Source organism: Rhodococcus sp. SORGH_AS_0301 (assembly GCF_030818285.1).
In the GTDB taxonomy this organism is placed as follows: Bacteria; Actinomycetota; Actinomycetes; order Mycobacteriales; family Mycobacteriaceae; genus Rhodococcoides.
Genome location: NZ_JAUTAC010000002.1, coordinates 372,919 through 392,224, shown reverse-complemented (window position 1 = coordinate 392,224; position 19,306 = coordinate 372,919). Strand labels below are relative to the sequence as shown.

Below are 19,306 nucleotides of genomic sequence, written 5' to 3'. Positions count from 1 at the left end.
ACCGAACGGGCAATTCCCGCGGATAGGTTTCGTCCTGTGGGAGACGACCGGAACGAGGGGGCGGTCGTGTCCCCCGAACCGGACGGCGGCCCCGCCCGGGTTCCGCTGACGGGTGCGCAACGGCCGTTCTGGCTGGCCCAGCGCCTCGATCCCGACGCGGCACTCACCGTCGCCCTGTACGTCGACATCTCCGCTCCGGTCGGCTCCGGTGTCGACCTCGTTCGGTTGGAACGGGCGATGTACGCCGCGGGAACCGAGTCCGGCCTGCGGCAGACCCGCCTCGCGCAGGGAGAGAACGACGAGCCGTGTCTGATCCACGTCGAGGACGCCGTCATGAACCTCGACGTGCTCGACCTGCGCGGCGACGCCGACCCCGAGGCGTCCGCTCACGCGTGGATGCGCGCCGAGTTCCGGGAGCCCGTCGATCTCCACGGAACCGTGCTGGTTCGATGCGTGTTCCTCCGACTCGACGATCACCGCACGTTCCTGTATCTGCGGGCGCACCACGTGGTGCTCGACGGTCAGGGCGCCTTCACCCTCCTCGGACGTATCGCCGGCCACTACTCGGGAACGTCGGCTCCGGGACCGGCGCCGACGCCCGACACCGCCGCCCGCATTCACGATGCGGAGGTCGCCTACGCCGCGTCACGTCGCCACGACACCGACCTCGCCCACTGGCGCGAGCACCTCGCCGACGTCGGCGGCCCCACGGCCCTGTCGGCGGCACCCCCGAGCGCACCCCGGCAACCCGTCGCGACGCGCCTGCCGTGGACCCAGCCGAGGGGAACCGCAGCCGACCCGCTCGCCGTCGTCGCCGCTCTCGCCGTGCATCAGTCGCGGGTGCTCGACACCGACGTCGTGGTCCTCGGCTTCCCCGTCACCGGACGCACCACCGCCGCTCTGCGGGCGACGGCCGGGATGATGGCCAATCTGGTGCCGCTGCGGCTGACGGTCGACGCGACCACGACGGTGCGAGAACTGCTCGTACAGGTACGGCGGGAGATCACCGGAGCGCTTCGGCACCAACGCTTCCGGGACTGGGATCAGCTTCTGGCACCGGAGGTGCGGCCGTTCGGAGTCTCCTTCGGCCCCGTAGTGAACATCATGCCGTTCGTCGCCCCGTTGCAGTTCGACGACATCTCGGCTCCAGTCGGGATCCTGTCGTCGGGGCCCGTCCACGACACCGCGATCAACATCTACACCGGCGACACACTGACGCTGGACATCCAGTGGAACCCGGAGCGCTACGACGCCTTCGACATCGACCGGCACGGCGTGCGGCTGACGCGACTACTCGGCGGCATCGTCGCGGCGGACGACCACACCACCGTGGGCGATCTCGCGTTCCTGGACGACGGCGAGGCGTCCGATCTGCTCGACCGGTCGGGCGGGCCGGCACCGACGGCGACGACGCTGGGGGACCTCATGGCGGCGGTCGTGCGCAGCGACCCGGCGGCGCCGGCCGTGCGCGGCGGAACGGCCACGCTCACGTACGGCGAACTCGACGACGCCTCCGGGCGCCTCGCCCGCACTCTCCGCGATGCGGGGGCGACTCCGGGAACCGTGGTGGCGCTGGCACTTCCGCGGTCCGTCGACCAGGTGATCGCGCTCTGGGCCGTCGTGCGCACCGGTGCCGCGTTCCTCCCGGTCGACCCCGCGGACCCCGTCGAGCGGCTCGCCGCCGTGCTGGCCGAATCCGGGGTGACCCTCGTCGTCACGACGGATCGACATCCCGTCGATCTGCCGAGCGGAACGACCGGGATGTCCGTCACGGACGTCGCACCGGAGCCGCTGACGAGGGAGCGGCCGGCGATCACCGACCTCGCCTACGTCATGTACACCTCCGGCTCCACCGGCCGTCCGAAGGGCGTCGCCATCACCCACGCCGGACTGCACGGTGTCGTGGCCGGCCACCGCGCACGCGGTGCGGAGACACGGGTTCCGGAGGTCGGGGGCAGTCGCGTCCTCGCCGTCGCGGCTCCGACCTTCGACGCGTCGATCTCGGAACACCTTCTCGCCCTCGCACTGTCCGGCTGCCTCGTCGTCGCCGATTCCGACGCGTACTCCGGTGCACCTCTGCAGGATCTGCTGCGACGAGAATCGATCACCCACGCGATCCTGACTCCGCGGGTGCTCGAGACACTGTCCCCGACCGAAGCTCCGTCGCTGCGACAGGTCCTCAGCGTCGGCGACGTGTGCTCTCCCGCGCTGGCGTCCCGGTGGTCGACGTCACCGGACCTCCTGCTGCACAACGACTACGGACCCACCGAAGCCACGGTGTGGGCCACCGGGACCGCGCCGCTGACGGAGGCCGGAACCGTCACCATCGGGCGTCCCCTGCCCGGAGTGCGCGCCGTGGTGCTCGACTCCCGCCTGCGCCCCGTCCCGGTCGGAGTTCCGGGTGAGCTGCACCTCGCCGGAGCCGGCCTGGCCCGCGGGTACGTCGGACGGTCGGCGGAGACCGCGGCGCGCTTCGTGGCCGGGGTCGACGGAACGCGGCTGTACCGCACGGGTGACCGCGCACGGTGGACGTCGTCCGGTGACCTGGAGTATCTGGGGCGCACAGACAGTCAGGTCAAGGTACGAGGACGCCGCGTCGAACCCGGCGAGATCGACACGGCCCTCGTCGCGGTTCCCGGTGTGACGCAGGCCGTCACAGTGGTCCGCCGTGACGGCGACAGCGAGCAGCTGGTCTCGTACGTGACCGGTGACGCCGACCCCACGGACGTTCTCGCCGCCGTCGTCCGGACGCTGCCGAGCCACCTCGTCCCGGTGCACGTGGTGCCGCTGGACGCGCTCCCGCTGAGCGCCTCCGGCAAGGTGGACGTCCGCGCACTCCCCGAGCCGGAGCGCCGGACCACGACCCGCCGTGAACCCGCCTCCGACGTCGAGCGGCGGCTGCTCGACGCGGTGTCACACGTGCTGTCCCGCAACGATGTCGGGGTCGACGACGACTTCTTCGCGCTCGGCGGTGACAGCATCCTCTCGATCCGACTGGTCACCGTCGCGGCGGCGTCGGGCGTGCGGATCAGCGCTCGTGACGTCGTGGAACAACGCAGTGCCGCCGGGCTCGCGCGCGTGGCGGACACGGTCGGCACCGTCGACGAGCCACCCGGCAGCGGCATCGGCCGCGTCGACCCGACACCCATCGTGCGCCACCTACTGGAGCGCGGCGGAACACCGGATCGGTTCGCTCAGACCCTCACGCTCTCGCTCCCGGTCGGCATCGACCGCGCATCCCTGGTGTCCACGATCGAGGCCGTGGTCGCGCACCACGACATGCTGCGCTCCGTGCTCGTCCGCGACGCGGACGGCGTACACCTCGAGGTGCGCCCGCGGGATGCCGTCCGGGTCGACGGACTGCTGCGCCGCGGCGCCGATCTCGCGGTGGAGGACATCGTCGCGACACTCGATCCCGAGAACGGCGTGATGCTCGGACTCGGCTGGAACGGCGTCGGCGAGCACACGGCGGGACGACTCGTGATCGCGGCGCACCACCTGGTGGTGGACGTGGTGTCGTGGGGCGTCCTCGTCGCCGATCTCGTCGCGGCGTGGGCCGCGGTGCGCGACGGGGCCGCACCGACTCTCGCCCCCGTCCGCACGTCGATGCGGCGCTGGTCGTCCGGTCTCGCAGCGCACGACGCGAGCGCGCGGCTGCCGTACTGGACCGGCGTTCTGGACGGCCCGGATCCCGTTCTCGGACAACGACTCCTCGACCCCGTCGTCGATCGGGTACGGGACACGACGGTCCGGGACGTCGCCTTTCCAGCAGAGATCGCCGACGCACTACTGGTCCGCGCGCCCACCCTGTTCCACGCCGGACCGACCGACGCGCTCCTCGCCGCGCTCGCCCTCGCGCTGGCCGCCTGGCGACAGGACGACGCACCGACGAGGCTCGTCCAACTCGAGGGACACGGACGGGAGGACGACCTGGTTCCCGGCGCCGACACCGCGCGCACCGTCGGCTGGTTCACCACGGTGTTCCCCGTACGACTGGACCTCACGGGTCTCGACCTCGCCGAGGCGCTGCGCGGCGGACCTGCTGCGGGCGAGACGATCCTGCGGGTCAAGGACCACCTCGCACGAGTTCCCGACCACGGTGCGAGCTACGGGCTGCTGCGGCACGGGGCCGACGACGACGCGCGCGACGATCTGCGCTGGGCACCGCAGATCTCGTTCGCGCACCTCGGCAGGATGACGACGACGGACACCGGTGACTGGCTCCCGGTTCCCGGCATCTCCCCGCTGTCGGGACCACGGCCCGACGACCTGGGTGCGGCCGCCGTGCTCGAGATCGACACCGTCGTCCTCGGGGACACCCTGATCGCACGACTGAGCACGCTCGACGCCGTCCTGGCGGACGCGGACGTCGCGGCCTTCGTCTCGCTGTGGGTCGAGGCGGCGACGGCCGTCGCGCGCCACGTCGACACCCCCGGCGCCGGCGGGCGGTCACCGTCGGACTTCCCGCTGGTCGATGCGACACCATCCGATGTCGACGGGTGGACCGGGCGTCATCCCACGCTGATCGACGTCCTGCCCACCGCGCCACTGCAGGCGGGCCTGCTGGTGCATGCCCGTCTCGCCGCCGGGAGCGTCGATCCCTATGTGGTGCAGACGATCGTGCACCTCGGTGGAGCGCTCGATGCCGGCCGTCTGCAGCGGGCCGCGTACTCGCTGGTGGACCGTCACGACGCGCTGCGGGTCGCCTTCGACACCACCGCCGACGGGACGGACGTCCAGGTGATCGCGGCCTCCGTCACGGTGCCGTGGACGGAGGTGGACGTCCGGGCCGATCCCGACCCTGCCGCCGTGCTCGACGCCTTCCTCGCGCACGATCGCGGCGTCGCCGTCGACGTGGCCGCCGCACCGCTGCTGCGCGTCGCTCTGCTGCACACCGGGGACGAGCGGCACACCCTGGTGCTCACCCATCACCATCTGCTCCTCGACGGCTGGTCCCTGCCGATCGTCCTCGCCGACCTCCTGGCCGACTACTCCGGCGAGGAACCCCGGCGCGCGCCGCCTCCGCTCCGCGGCTTCCTGCAGTGGGTGAGCGAACGCGACACCACGGCCTCGCTCGCGGCATGGTCGGAGGCCCTGACCGGGTCGACCGAGGCGACGCTGCTCGCTCCCGCGCACGGTTCCGGAATCGACGAGGCACCCGGACAGCGCATCGCGACCCTGAGCACCGAGCGCACCGCCGAACTCGTGGCGCGCGCCGGCGCCGCGGGGGTCACGGTCAACACCCTCGTGCAACTCGCGTGGGCACTCGTACTGGGCTCCGCGGCGGGCCGTACCGACATCGTCTTCGGAGCCACCGTCTCGGGCCGACCGGCCGAGCTGGACGGTTCCGCATCCATGGTGGGGCTCTTCATCTCCACCGTTCCGGTTCGCGTGCGCCTCGAACGCGCAGCGACGGTGCGGGAGTCGGCTCAGCGACTGCAGCGTGAGCAGGCCGCGCTGCTCGATCATCATCACCTCGCTCCGTCCGCCATCGAGGCGGAGGTCGGGCCGGGCGCCGGATTCGACACGTCGCTCGCCTTCGAGTCGTATCCACTGGATCGCACCGCTCTGACCGCGGCGGCGGGTGACCTCTCCGTTCTCGGCGTCGAGGCGCGGGACGCGACGCACTACCCGCTGTCCCTGGCGGTCGAACCGGGAGAGAGCCTCGTCGTGCGCGCGACGCACCGCCGCGACGTCCTCGACACCGACGCCGTGGACCGACTGCTGGACCGACTCCTGCGGGTGCTCGAGGCACTCGACCCCTCGCGTGTGCTCGCCGAGATCGACCTGCTCGGGGCGACGGAGCGCACCCTCGTCACCGAGACGTGGAACTCCACCCGGCACCCCCTCGTCCCCACCACACTCCCGGGCGCCGTGCCGGCTCTGGATCCGTCCCGTGTGGCCTTCACTCACGGCGATCGACACGTCACCCGAGCCGAGTTCTCGGCTCGCGTCCACCGCCTCGCCCGGTACCTGATCAGCCGCGGCGCCGGACCGGAGACGGCCGTCGCGGTGGCGCTCGAGCGGTCGATCGATCTGCTCGTCGCCGTGCACGCCGTCGTGGCCACCGGCGCGCACTACGTCCCGCTCGATCCCGGCCATCCCGCGGAGAGGCTCCGACACGCAGTGACCATGTCGGGTGCGCGGCTCGGTATCGGGAGTGCGGCAACGCTTCCCGAGGACGTCGAGTGGATCACGATCAGCGATGCGCCCCTCGGGTCCTTCTCCGACACACCCCTCACCGACGACGATCGCCTCGCACCCCTGCGCCCGGACCACCTCGCCTACGTGCTCTTCACGTCCGGCTCCACCGGGCAGCCCAAGGGTGTCGGGGTGTCGCACGCCGCGATCGTGAACCAACTGCGTTGGCGCGCCGAGTTCGTCGGTGTCACCGCGGACGACGTCGTGCTCCACAAGACACCCGCCACCTTCGACGTCTCGGTGTGGGAGCTGTTCCTGCCGTGGCAGATCGGTGCCCGGGTCGTCGTCGCGGATCCGGACGACCACCGCGACGCCGATCTGCTGGTGGAACTGATCGCACGGCACCGCGTCACCGTGGTGCACGCCGTCCCGTCGACGCTGGCGCTCATGGCGGACGCACCGGGCCTCGCCGCCTGCACGTCGCTGCGCACGATCCTGTCGTCGGGCGAGGCACTGCCCGCGGGGGTCGCCGCCGCCGTCCGCGCCGTGCTCCCCGTACGAGTGGTGAACCTGTACGGGCCGACCGAAGCGGCGGTGGACGTCACCGCCCACGTCGTGACCGACGCCGACACGACGGACGTCCCCCTCGGGGGGCCGGTGTGGAACACGACGACCCTCGTGCTGGACGACGCCCTGCGCCCCGTTCCCATCGACGTCCCGGGCGAGCTGTATCTCGGTGGTGCGCAACTCGCCCGCGGCTACGCGCATCGCACCGCGTTGACCGCGGAGCGGTTCGTCGCCGGACCGGACGGATCTCGTCTCTACCGGACCGGCGATCGTGTCCGCTGGTCCGCCGCCGGCGACCTGCACTTCCTCGGCCGGAGTGACGACCAGCTGTCCGTGCGCGGCGTGCGCGTCGAGCCGGCGGAGATCGAGGCCGTGCTGACGCGGTCGGGCCTGATCGACCGCGCGGTGGCAACGGTCGTCGGAGACCGACTGGTCGCGTACGTCGTTCCGACACGGGGCCGTTCAGCCGTCACGGAGGCGCTGCTGCAGTCGCTGCGCTCGTCGCTTCCGCGCCATCTGGTTCCCGACGACATCGTGGAGATCGAAACCATTCCCCTCACCGCGTCGGGCAAGGTCGACAAGCGCGCGCTGCCCGCACCCGCGCGCCGCGGCCAGGTCCACCGCACTCCCTTCACACCGACCCAGCGTGTCGTCGCGGACATCGTGGAGGCCGTCCTGCAGACGTCCGCTCCGGTGGGTGCCGACGACGACGTCTTCGCGCTCGGCGCCACCTCCCTCAGCGCGGCGCGGGTCGTCGCGCGCATCCGGTCGGCGACCGGACGCGACCTGACGCTCCGCACGCTCTTCGACGTCCCGACCATCGCGGGGCTGGCTGCCGCCGTCGATGCGGGAGACGCGTACACCGACCACGGGTTCCACGCTGCGCGTCCCGACCGCATCCCGCTCACGCACGCCCAACACCGGATGTGGTTCCTCGACCGGTACGAACCGGGGTCCTACGTCATGCCGCTGGCGTTGCGCGTCCTCGGCGACCTGGATCTCGGCGCGCTGTCGTCCGCGATCGGTCACGTCATGACTCGCCACGAGATCCTCCGTACCGTCTACGCCGATGCGGACGGTGTCGTGCACCAGGTCGTGCTGCCGCCCCCGGCACCGACCACCCTCACGGTCACCGCCGTCACACCCGACGCACTGGCGGAGCGACTCTCGGATGCCCGGACCACGCGGTTCGACCTGGCCACCGAACCACCTCTGCGGGCCGAGGTGCTGCGCCTCGCCGACGACGAGCACGTCCTGCTGCTGACCGTGCACCACATCGCGGCGGACGGTCTGTCTCTCGCCCCTCTCACGCGAGACCTGCTGTCGGCGTATCAGTCCCATCGCTCGGAACGGGTACCGGCACAGTCGCCGCTGCCGGTGCAGTACGCCGACGTCGCTGTGCGGCAGACGGAACAGGGCGTCGACTCCGACGCGGCGGCATGGTGGGAGCGCCGTCTCTCCGGACTGCCCGACGTCCTCGACATGCCGCTCGACCGACCGCGCCCGGAGCGGCCCGGCCGGGCGAGCGCCGCGGTGCGCCTCGATCTCGACGACGCGACCGTGGCCGCACTGAGCGAGCTCGCCGTCGCTCACCGGGCCACGGTGTTCATGGTCGTGCACACCGCCCTCGCCGTCGCCCTCGCGCGCTGGACCGGGTCGACGGACATCGCGGTGGGATCACCGATCTCGGGTCGACCGGATCCTGCGCTCGACGACCTCGTCGGCCTGTTCGTCGACACCGTCGTGCTGCGCACCCGCGTGGATCCGTCGGAGTCGTTCGCCGAGCTGCTCTCCCGCACCCGAGACGAGACGGTGGACGCCTTCGCGCGCGCGCACGTCCCGTTCGACCACGTGGTCGACACCCTCGGTGCGGCTCGCACGTCGGCGCATCACCCGGTCTTCCAAGTCGTGCTGGCCTTCCAGGACGTGGATCCGCTCCAGGGCAGTCCCGACATCGAGGTGCTCGACGTCGGGCCGGCACCCGCGACCTTCGACCTCACCGTCGACGTCCGCCCCGCCGGCGCCGGCCTCGCGGTCGTCCTCACCTACGCGTGCGACCTGTTCGATCACACGACCGCGGAATGCCTCTCGTCCGTCCTCGAGCACGTGCTGCGCGCGGCGGCCCCGGGTTCGGAGATCGCAGTGGGCGACATCGCGATCCGCGGAGCGGACGAGCCCGACACGTGGACGCATCCCGACGCCCGCACGACCCCGACGACGCTCCCCGCCCTGCTCGACGCCCACGCGGACGGCTCCGCAGTCGCGGTGATCGAGGGCGACACCGTTCTCACGCGGGACGAGTGGGCACGAGCGTCGAACCGGTGGGCGCGCCGTCTGATCGCGCTCGGTGCCGGTCCCGAGACCGTCGTCGCGGTCGCCGTCGCCAGGTCGGCGCGGTACCTCGTTCTCGTCGCGGCGATCAGCCGTGCGGGAGCCGCGTTCCTCCCGATCGATCCCGAGCAGCCGAGGGCTCGGCTCGCGGACATCCTGACCGAGGCGGCGCCCACGCTGGTGCTCACCGACACGGCGGCGCCGTTCCCGACAGACGTCGTCCGGATCACGGTCGACGATCCCGCCACACTCGCCGCGGTCGCGGCGCTGTCGGACGCAGCGATCACCGATCGCGACCGTCGCTCGACTCTGCGACCCGACCACCTCGCCTACGTCCTCTACACCTCGGGATCCACCGGACGGCCCAAGGGCGTCGCCGTCACGCACCGCGGACTCCACAACGCCGTCCAGGACCAACGGGCCCGGCACGCACCGGCATCCGATGCCCGGGTGCTCGCTGTGTCGTCGACGACGTTCGATGCGTCCGTCGGCGAACTGGTCATCGCACTCGCACTGGACGCCGCACTCGTCGTCGCCCCTCCCGAGGTCTACGCCGGTGTCGAACTCCGCGACCTGATGCGGCGGCACCGCGTCACCCACACGCTGATGACACCCCGCGCTCTGGACGCGACACCCGATCCCGGCGGTGACCTCCGCGTCGTCATGAGCGCCGGCGAGGCGTGCCCGCCGAGTCTCGTCGACACGTGGGCACCCGGCCGGACGATGACCAACGTCTACGGACCCACCGAGGCGACCATCTGGTCGACGACGGCACTCCTGGCCGCCGGGGATCCCGTGACCGTCGGGTCCCCGACTCTCGGCGTCGAGGTCTCGCTTCGCGACGTCCGCCTGCACGCGGTTCCGGACGGCGTGGTCGGTGAGCTGTACGTCGCAGGCGACCATCTCGCACGCGGGTACTTCGGTAGGCCGGGACTCACCGCGTCCCGCTTCGTCGCGGCTCCCGACGGACAGCGGACGTACCGTACCGGAGACCTGATGCGCCGCAACGCCGTCGGCGACCTGCTGTACCTCGGACGGTCCGATCACCAGATCACGGTGCGCGGCCTGCGGATCGAGCTCGGGGACGTCGAGACCGCGCTCGTCGGCGCCGCGGGCGTCGGCGCCGCCGCGGCCGGGGTGATCGACGAGCGTCTCGTCGGCTACGTGGTCGCTGCCGACGGGCACAGCATCGACGCGGCAGAGGTGTCGGCCGCAGCCGCGGCGGCACTGCCGCGGTACCTGGTTCCCGCCGCGGTGGTCGTGATGGACGCACTGCCGATGACGACGTCGGGCAAACTCGACCGCGCGCGGCTGCCCCGCCCGCCCCTCGACACGGCCGAGTTCCGCGCTCCGTCCACCGCCGGGCAGGTCGCCGTCGCGGCCGTCTTCGCGACGGTCCTGGAACTCGCGGACCCCGTCGGACTCGACGACGACTTCTTCGCGCTCGGTGGCCACTCCCTCAGTGCCACCAGAGTCGCTGCCCGACTGCAGGTTCCGGTCCGTAGCGTGTTCGAGGCACCGACCGTGCACGCACTCGCCGCGCAGATCGACGCCGTGCCTCGGAGCGCGATCGCACCGCGGCGGACGCGGCCGCGCCCCGACGTGGTGCCTCTGTCGTTCGCCCAACAGCGCATGTGGTTCCTGAACACGGTCTCCAGCGACAGCGGCTACGTCATCCCGCTCGCACTCGGGCTGCGCGGTGTCCTCGACCACGGCGCGCTACAGGGCGCACTCGCCGACGTGGTCGACCGCCACGAGATACTGCGCACCGTCTACCCCGCCGTGAACGGTGTTCCGCGGCAACACGTTCTCGATCACGCGCGGATCGCGATCGACCGGGAGTCGGAGACACCGGAGGCCGTCCTCGACCGGATGGCGTCGGCACCGTTCGACCTGGCAACGGATCTCCCGCTGCGCGCCTCCGTCGTGGCGGTGACCGAGGAGCATCACGTCCTGCTTCTCGTGCTGCACCACATCGCCGCGGACGGCTGGTCCCTGGCGCCGCTCACCCGCGATCTCACGGCGTCCTACGCGGCGCGCCGGTCCGGCCGAGAGTGGACTGTCGACCCCCTGCCCATGCAGTACGCGGATCACGCCGTGTGGCAACAGGATCACGCGGACGACATCCGTGGTCGAGTCGCGTTCTGGACGGACCGCCTGGCCGGTCTCCCGGACGTGCTGCCATTGCCGACCGATCGACCGCGGCCGCCGGTGGCCTCGCACCGCGGGGCGCGTGTACGCGTGACGGTGCCGGACGCCACGACCGCGGCGCTGCGTGCGCTCGCCACCGCCCACCACGCGACGCTCGTCATGGTCCTGCAGGCGGCCTGGGCCGTCACTCTCGCCCGCGTGACGGGAAGCGAGGACATCGCCGTCGGAACACCGGTGGCAGGCCGCGGTCACGAGGATCTCGACGAGCTGGTCGGCATGTTCGTCGACACGGTCGTGCACCGCGCGTTCGTCACCGGTACCGATACCGTCGCGGCTCTGGTCGATCAGGTGCGCGAGGACACCGTGGCGGCCCTCGACCACGCCGACGTGCCGTTCGAGCTGATCGTCGACGCTCTCGATCCGGTGCGCTCCACCGCGCACCATCCCGTCGTGCAGGTCATGTTCGCGTTCCAGAACCAGACTCCGCCCACTCTCGTGGCCGCCGGACTGGAGATCGACGTCCTGGACTCGGTTCCCGTGGCCGCGCCGGTGGACCTGACCCTGGATCTCACGGAGACCGGGGACGGACTGAGCGGCGCACTGACCTACGCCGTCGACCTCTTCGACCGGCGGACCGCGGCCGGAATCGTCGACGTCCTGCTCCGCGTCCTCGACGCGGTGGCGCGCAGGCCCTTCGACCGGATCGGCGCCCTCGAGATCCTGCACCCGTCGGAGCGGGCACTGTTGCTCTCCCAGCACGGCAGCGCCGGACTACCACCGCGCGTGCTGCCTCGTCTGCTGGCCGACGCGGTGGCCGGCAACCCGGACGGGCCCGCCCTGATCGGGGAGCGCACGCTCACCTACACCGAGCTGGACCGCCGCTCCAACCGCTGGGCGCGGGCATTGATCGCCCTCGGCGCCGCGCCCGACACCGTCGTCGCCGTCGCGCTGCCGCGCTCGGTGGACCAGATCACCGCGGTGTGGGCGGTAGTGAAGACCGGCGCGGCGTTCCTGCCGATCGACCCCGACGGGCCACCGGACCGACTGCGGCACATGCTCACCGAGACGGGCGCCAAAGTCGCCGTCACCGCCGTGACGGTTCCCGCCGCACTGGTACGTCTCGCCACGGTGTCACCGACGGTCCTCGACACGGGCGCGGAGTCCGAGGCCGACGTGACGCCCGCCGACCGGCTCGGTGCCATCCGTCCCGACACCCTCGCGTACGTCATCCACACCTCCGGCTCCACCGGAACCCCCAAGGGCGTGGGCGTCACACACCGCGGCCTCGTGGACGCGTTGTGGGACCAGCGACTGCGCGGCGCTGCGCGGCCGGACCAGCGACTGCGTGAGGCTGCGGAGGCACGTGTGCTCGCGGTCGCGTCCCCCACGTTCGACGCGTCCATCGCCGAGCTGCTCATCGCCGTGGCCCTGTCCGCTCCCCTGGTGGTCGCTCCACCAGACGTGTTCGGCGGACCGGCACTGGGTCGCCTCGTGGCTGAGTCGGCGGTGACCCACGCTCTCCTCACGCCGCGAGTGCTCGACTCGCTGATCCCCGAAGACGTTCCGTCACTCCACGTCCTGGTCACCGCCGGTGAGGCCTGCCCACCGGCACTGGCCGCCCGGTGGGCCCCCGGTCGACGCCTGTTCAACGACTACGGTCCCACCGAGACCACCGTCTGGGCCACGAGCAGCGGCCCGCTCCGGGCGGACGACGCCGTGACCATCGGGCGGCCCGTCCGCGGGGTCGGCGCGCGGGTGCTCGACACGTTCCTGCGTCCGGTGCCGATCGGGGTGGTCGGAGAGCTCTACCTCGACGGCACCCACCTCGCGCGCGGGTACGTCGGCCGCCCCACCGCGACGGCCGAGCGGTTCGTCGCCGCGGCTCTGGGCGCGCGGCTCTACCGCACCGGCGACCGCGTGCGCTGGACCAGCGGCGGAGATCTGGAGTATCTGGGCCGCACCGACGTCCAGGTCAAACTGCGCGGATTGCGCATCGAGCCCGGCGAGATCGAGGCGGCACTCGCCTCGCACCCGTCGGTCGACCGTGCCGCGGTGCTGGTGCAGGACGACCACCTCGTCGCGTACGTGGTGCCGTCCGGCACGAGTGCCGTCGACCCCGCCGACCTCCGACACGACGCCGCGCGCCGCCTGCCGCGGTACATGGTGCCCGCGCACATCGTCACCGTGGACGCGATCCCGTTGACGGCGTCGGGCAAGCTCGACCGTCGCGCACTCCCGTCGGCCCCTCGCCGACCGACCTCCGGCCTTCCCGGGACCGTGGCGACGGTTCCGCGTCGCGAGGCGGTCGGCCCGGCCGAGCGCGCCGTCGCCGAGGCCTTCGCCACCGTGCTCGAGTTGCCGGAGCTGCCGGGGCCGGACGACGACTTCTTCGCTCTCGGTGGCCATTCGCTGTCCGCGACCCGGGTGGCCGCGCGGGTGTCGGCAGCGACGGAGCGCGAGGTGTCGGTGCGCGCGGTGTTCGACCACCCCACCGTGGGTGCGCTCGCCGCAGTGCTGGTCGCGGCGCCGACCGCGGCGCGCACTCCCCTGACGGCGGCGCCGCGCCCGGACAGGGTGCCGCTCTCCTTCGCTCAGCACCGGATGTGGTTCCTCGGCCGCGTCGACGCCGACCGCGGTGGACAGTTGATCCCGCTCGCGCTGAGGCTGACCGGTCCGCTGGACGTCGACGCGCTCCGGTCCGCCCTCGACGACGTGACCCTCCGGCACGAGATCCTGCGCACCGTCCATCCCGCCCTCGACGGCGTGCCGCACCAGGTGGTGTCGCCCACGGTCGACGTTCCCGTCGAGATCGTGCGCACCTCTGCCGCAGACGTCCCCGCGGCGGTACGCACGGCCGCGGCGGCGCGCATCGACGTCACCACCGAGACTCCGCTGCGCGCCACTCTTCTCGTCGTGTCGCCGACCGATCACGTGCTGGTGATCCTCGTGCACCACATCGCCGCGGACGGGTGGTCGATGGCGCCGCTCACGCGCGACGTCGTCACGGCGTACGCCGCTCGCGCGGAGGGACGGCCACTCGACCTACCACCGCTGCCCGTGCAGTACGCCGACCATGCCCTCGCGCAGCGCGCAGCGTTGGGATCGCTGAACGATCCCGGCTCCGCGTTGTCGCGACACCTCGATCACTGGCGGGAGCGGTTGGCCGGCGTACCCCTCGATCTCGCGCTGCCGACCGATCGCGCCCGGCCGAGAACCCCGTCGCAGCAGGGCGATCGGGTGCGGACCGTTCTCGACGCGGACGCGCTGGGCGCGCTCCGATCCGTCGCGCAGGCCCACGACGTCACCCTCTTCATGGTCGCGCACACCGCGCTGTCGATCGTGCTCGCCCAGTGGGCGGGAACCCGCGATCTCCTCGTCGGGACGGCCATCGCGGGTCGCACCGATCCGGCACTCGACGACGTGGTCGGCATGTTCGTGGACACGGTGGTCCTGCGGTCCACGATCGACGAGGACGGCACCGTCGCGGACCACCTCGCCGCAGCGCGCGAGACCACGCTGGACGCCTTCGCGCATGCCGCTCTGCCGTTCGAGACCCTGGTGACGGCCCTCGACCCGGTGCGTTCCACTGCGAGTCACCCTGTGGTGCAGGTGATGCTGACTCTGCAGAACACCGCGCCGCCGCGATTCCCCGTCACCACACCGGCAGTCGAGGTGCTCGATCTCGGCGGCGCTCCCGTGCAGTTCGATCTCGCCGTGACGCTGCGCGAGGACCAGGGGCGCCTGCTGATCGAGCTGTCCTACGCGACCGATCTGTTCGACCGGAGCACCATCGAGCGGGTCTCGCGCAGACTGGTGTGGACACTGCGGTCGATGACACGCGACACCTCGGTCAGGATCGGGGACCTCGAAACGGTGGAGCCCTCGGAGCGTGCCGCGATGCGTCCCCGCAGCGGTGCCCCCGCGCTGGCGGCCCGGACTCTCGACCACCTCGTGGCCGACGCGGTAGCGGCCCGTCCCGGCGCGATCGCCCTGCGGGCGAACGGCATCGACCTGAGCTACGCGGACCTGTCCGCGCGCGCGAATCGTCTCGCGCGGGAACTCATCGCATGCGGCGCAGGACCCGACGTCGTGGTCGCGCTGGCGATGCCGCGCTCGATCGACCATGTCCTGTCCGTGTGGGCCGTCGCCGCGGCCGGGGCCGCGTTCCTGTCGGTCGATCCCGCGCAACCCGCCGACCGAATTGCGCACATCCTCCAGGACTCCGGCGCCGTCGTCGTGATCACGGACTCCCGGTCCCAGCAGGCCAATTCGACCGCCGCGCGGTGGATTCCGCGCATCGTGCTCGACGATCCGGACGTCGTGTCGGCGCTCGACCGTCACCCGTCCCACACGGTGCTCGCGTCGGAGCGTCGTCCGGGGCTGCATCCGAGCTCGATCGCGTACGTCATCTACACCTCCGGCTCCACGGGCCGACCCAAGGGCGTCGCCGTGACCCACGCGGGCCTGGCGGATGCGCTGGCTGACCAACGTTCCCGGCGCGGCGACGTGCCGGACGTGCGTGTACTCGCGGTGGCCTCACCGACCTTCGACGCCTCGATCGCCGAGATGCTGATGGCACTGGCGCACTGCGGCACTCTCGTTCTCGCGCCGGCGCACGTGCACAGCGGCGACGAGGTCGGCGCGCTGATTCGCCACGAGAGGGTCACGCACACGATCATCACGCCCCGGGTGCTCGACTCCCTGGACCCCGCCGGCCTCGACTGCGTGCGCGTCCTCGTCGTGGGCGGCGAGGCCCTCCCGGATCACCTCGCGGCGACGTGGTCCGCCGGACGCGAGATGTACGACGACTACGGCCCCACCGAGACGACCGTCTGGGCCACCGCGCACGGACCGATCACGCCGGACCGCCCCGTCGGCATCGGCACACCGGTCCGCGGTGTCGACGCGGTGGTGCTCGACGGCCGCCTGCGGCCAGTTCCTCTCGGCGCCGTCGGTGAGTTGTACCTGTCCGGACCACATCTCGCCCGCGGGTACGTCGGGCAGACCGGGCTGACGGCGAGCCGGTTCGTCGCCGCGCCGTACGGACCGCCGGGCGCGCGCCTGTACCGCACCGGCGACCTGGTGCGGTGGAACTCGGCCGGAGAGCTGGCGTATCTGGGACGTAGCGACTTCCAGATCAAGCTCCGCGGACTGCGCATCGAGCCGGGCGAGATCGAGAACGCCGCCCTCGCCCATCCCGCGGTGACGCAGGCGGTGGTCCTCCTTCACCGCGACGCCGGAACCGGATCGGATCATCTCGTCGCGTACGTCGCCGGCGACGGGATCGACGTCGCTTCTGTCAGAGAGGCGGTGGCGGAACGGGTTCCGCAGTACATGGTGCCGTCGCGCGTCATCGCTCTGGACGCGGTACCGCGCACCACCGCGGGCAAGGTGGATCGGGCGGCCCTTCCCGCACCGACGTTCGCACCGACGGTGTACCGCGCGCCGACGACCTCGACGGAACACATGGTCGCCGACGCCTTCGCCCTCGTGCTGGGCGTCGGCGACGTCGGACTCGACGACGACTTCTTCGCCCTCGGCGGGACCTCGCTGACCGCGACCAGGGTGGCCGCACACCTCGGTCGTGCCGCCGGGGTCGACCGCGTGCTCCGACTCCTGTTCTCGCACGGCACCGTCGGCGCCGTCGCCGAGCATCTCGACCGCGAGGACGACGACGAGTCGATCGCCTCGTCCGACGCAGTCGGTCCCGTTCTCCGACTGGGCGGCGGAGACGAGCTCGCCCCGGTGTTCTGCATCCACCCGATGATGGGGCTGGCCTGGCCGTACTTCGAGCTCGGCCGCCACCTCGAGAGCGGCCGCCCCCTGTACGGCGTGCAGACGCCGGCGGTGGCGGACCCCGACTTCGCACCACGGTCGATGGACGACGTCGTCGAGCGCTACCTCGAGGAGATCCGTCGCGTGGATCCCGTCGGCCCGTACCACCTCGTCGGATGGTCGGTCGGCGGTGTGCTGGCCCATGCCGTCGCGGCCCGGATGCAATCGCAGGGCCACACCGTCGCGTCGCTGTCGCTGCTCGACCCGGTGCACAGCATCGTGCCGGGCAGTGCGGTCAAGAAGGCGCAGGCGGACGCCATGTTCGGCGCGTACCAGCACCTGACCGACGACCTGGCGGACATGACGCCGGACGCGCTGTGGTCGGTGTGGTCGGCGATGGGCGGCGACCAGCTACCGGTCTCGGACATCCAGGCGTGGTTGATCACCAAGGCGATGCTCACCCTGTTCGCCCTCGTCGACGAGCACGTGCCGCCGACCTACAGCGGCGCCGTCCTGATGATCGACTCCGACGTCACCGCCGTCGAACTCGGCCGCATGTCGGACTTCTGGTCGCAGTACTGCACCGGACCCGCCGACGTGGAGTCGGTACCGTGGCGACACGGCGAACTGCTGTCGAGCGACGCCGTGGCGGACATCGGTCCCCTGGTGGGACGGTGGCTCGGACGCGTGGAGACCGCGTCGTTACTGTCGACGGGTGAGTGAACGCAGCACGGATGGTTCCGAACCCGGCCAGTTCCACCTGCACGGCGCGTGGAACTTCCGCGACACCGGCGGCCTGCGCACGTCCGACGGCGGACGCACCCGCAGCGGACTTCTCTTCCGCGCGTCGGCACTCACGCACCTCTCCGACGAGGGCCGGGCCACGCTGGCCGGACTCGGGGTCAGCGACGTGTTCGACCTGCGCGGCGACGCCGAGGTGACGCGGTGGGGCTCGGACCGGGCCCCGGACACGGTCACCGTGCATCGCGTCCCCTACATCGCCGCGGAACGCGACGCGCCGCACGAGCGCGGCGTACCCGCCACCACCGCCCGCGGCTACCTCGACGGCGCCTACCGCGCCTTTCCGACGCTGCCCGGTGCGCGGGTGGCGATCAGGTCCGTGGTCGAGGCCCTGTCGTCCGGTACCTCGTCGCTGGTGCACTGCGCCGCCGGCAAGGACCGCGCGGGGTGGACCGTCGCCACCGTGCTGCGCGCCGCCGGCGTCGTCGAGGAGGACATCGTCGCGGACTACCTGCGCAGCAACGCCGCCGTCGCTCCACTCCGGCGCCACATTCTCGATCACGACGAGGTGGCCCCCGCCGACCTCGACGACGACCTGCTGGGCGTGCGGGAGGAGTACTACCGCGCCGGGCTCGATGCGATGACCACGGCGCACGGCTCGTTCGACGGCTACCTGGACCGGCTCGGCCTCGACCACGACGCCCTCACGGGACTGCGACGTGCGCTGGTGGACCCCCAGCGCTGATCAGCGCCCGGTGTAGGTCGCCTTGCCGGGCCCCACATCGAGGAAGCTGCGCACCGCGCCCTGCAGATCCTCGGTCTCGAACAGGGCACCCGACACCGCAGACGTCACCGAATCCGCATGGCGCACACCGCCGGAGCGCCACGCACCGATGATCTCCTTCGTGGCCGCATGGGCGCGCGTCGGCCCGTCCGCGAGCCGTGCGACGAGAGCCCTGGCGGCGGAGTCCACGTCCTCGTGGATCTGGTTGACGACTCCCCATTCGCGCATCGTCTCCGCCGTGTACAGGTCGCCCGTCATGACGAACTCACGCGCCCGGCCGCTGCCCGCACGCTCCGCCATCCTCTGCGGACCACCCATCGACGGAGTCAGACCCACCACCGTCTCCACCAGACCGAACTTCGCCTTCGGCGACGCGAGGATGATGTCGCAGGCCAGGGCGATCTCCAACGCGGCCGTCAACGTCAGACCGTGCGCGGCGAACACCACCGGGCAGGGCAGCGCCTCGAGCGGGTGGGCGATGGCCGCGAAGAGCCCCTCCCACAACGCCGTTCCCTCGGCCTCCGACAGCCCCTCGAAGACGTGCACGTCGACCCCACCCGAGACCACCTTGCCCTCCGCGCGCAGCAGCAGCGCACGCGGAGGAGCGGCCACCAGCTCGACGACGTCGGCCGTCACGGCATCGAACATCGCCTGGTCGAACAGGTTCAGGGCGCCGTGGGCGAACGTGAGGATCGCGACCTCGGCGCCCGCGTCGGTGGTGGTGCGCTCGAGACGGGTGGGCTTCTCACTCATGGATCGGAGCATGCCAGGTGAGCACACATCCTCGTTCTCCGGCCTCGGGCCTCCGCCCTGCCC

The 19,306-nt window shown here is 71.9% G+C and carries 3 protein-coding genes; 2 read left to right on the top strand and 1 reads right to left on the bottom strand.

Features of this window, described 5'->3' with window-relative positions; all coding sequences use genetic code 11:
* Nucleotides 1-66 precede the first annotated feature (66 nt).
* Nucleotides 67-17,688 carry an amino acid adenylation domain-containing protein gene (locus QE397_RS02430; protein WP_307091434.1) on the top strand — a complete coding sequence of 5,874 codons (17,622 nt, stop codon included), beginning with the start codon at nt 67-69 and terminating at the stop codon, nt 17,686-17,688.
* A complete protein-coding gene (locus tag QE397_RS02425) occupies nt 17,681-18,451 on the top strand; it encodes a tyrosine-protein phosphatase (protein WP_307091432.1) in 771 nt (256 codons plus the stop codon). The genes QE397_RS02430 and QE397_RS02425 overlap by 8 nt, the downstream gene beginning before the upstream one ends.
* On the opposite strand, the gene QE397_RS02420 is transcribed toward QE397_RS02425, so the two are convergent.
* The gene (locus tag QE397_RS02420; protein WP_307091430.1) at nt 18,452-19,243 is read right to left on the bottom strand and encodes an enoyl-CoA hydratase/isomerase family protein; all 792 of its coding nucleotides are present in this window, start codon (nt 19,241-19,243) and stop codon (nt 18,452-18,454) included. It abuts the gene before it with no gap.
* Nucleotides 19,244-19,306: the final 63 nt, after the last annotated feature.

Coding starts and splice junctions, on each gene's coding strand:
- QE397_RS02420 (WP_307091430.1), bottom strand. CDS start 19,243: ATGAGTGAGAAGCCCACCCGTCTCGAGCGCACCACCACCGACGCGGGC.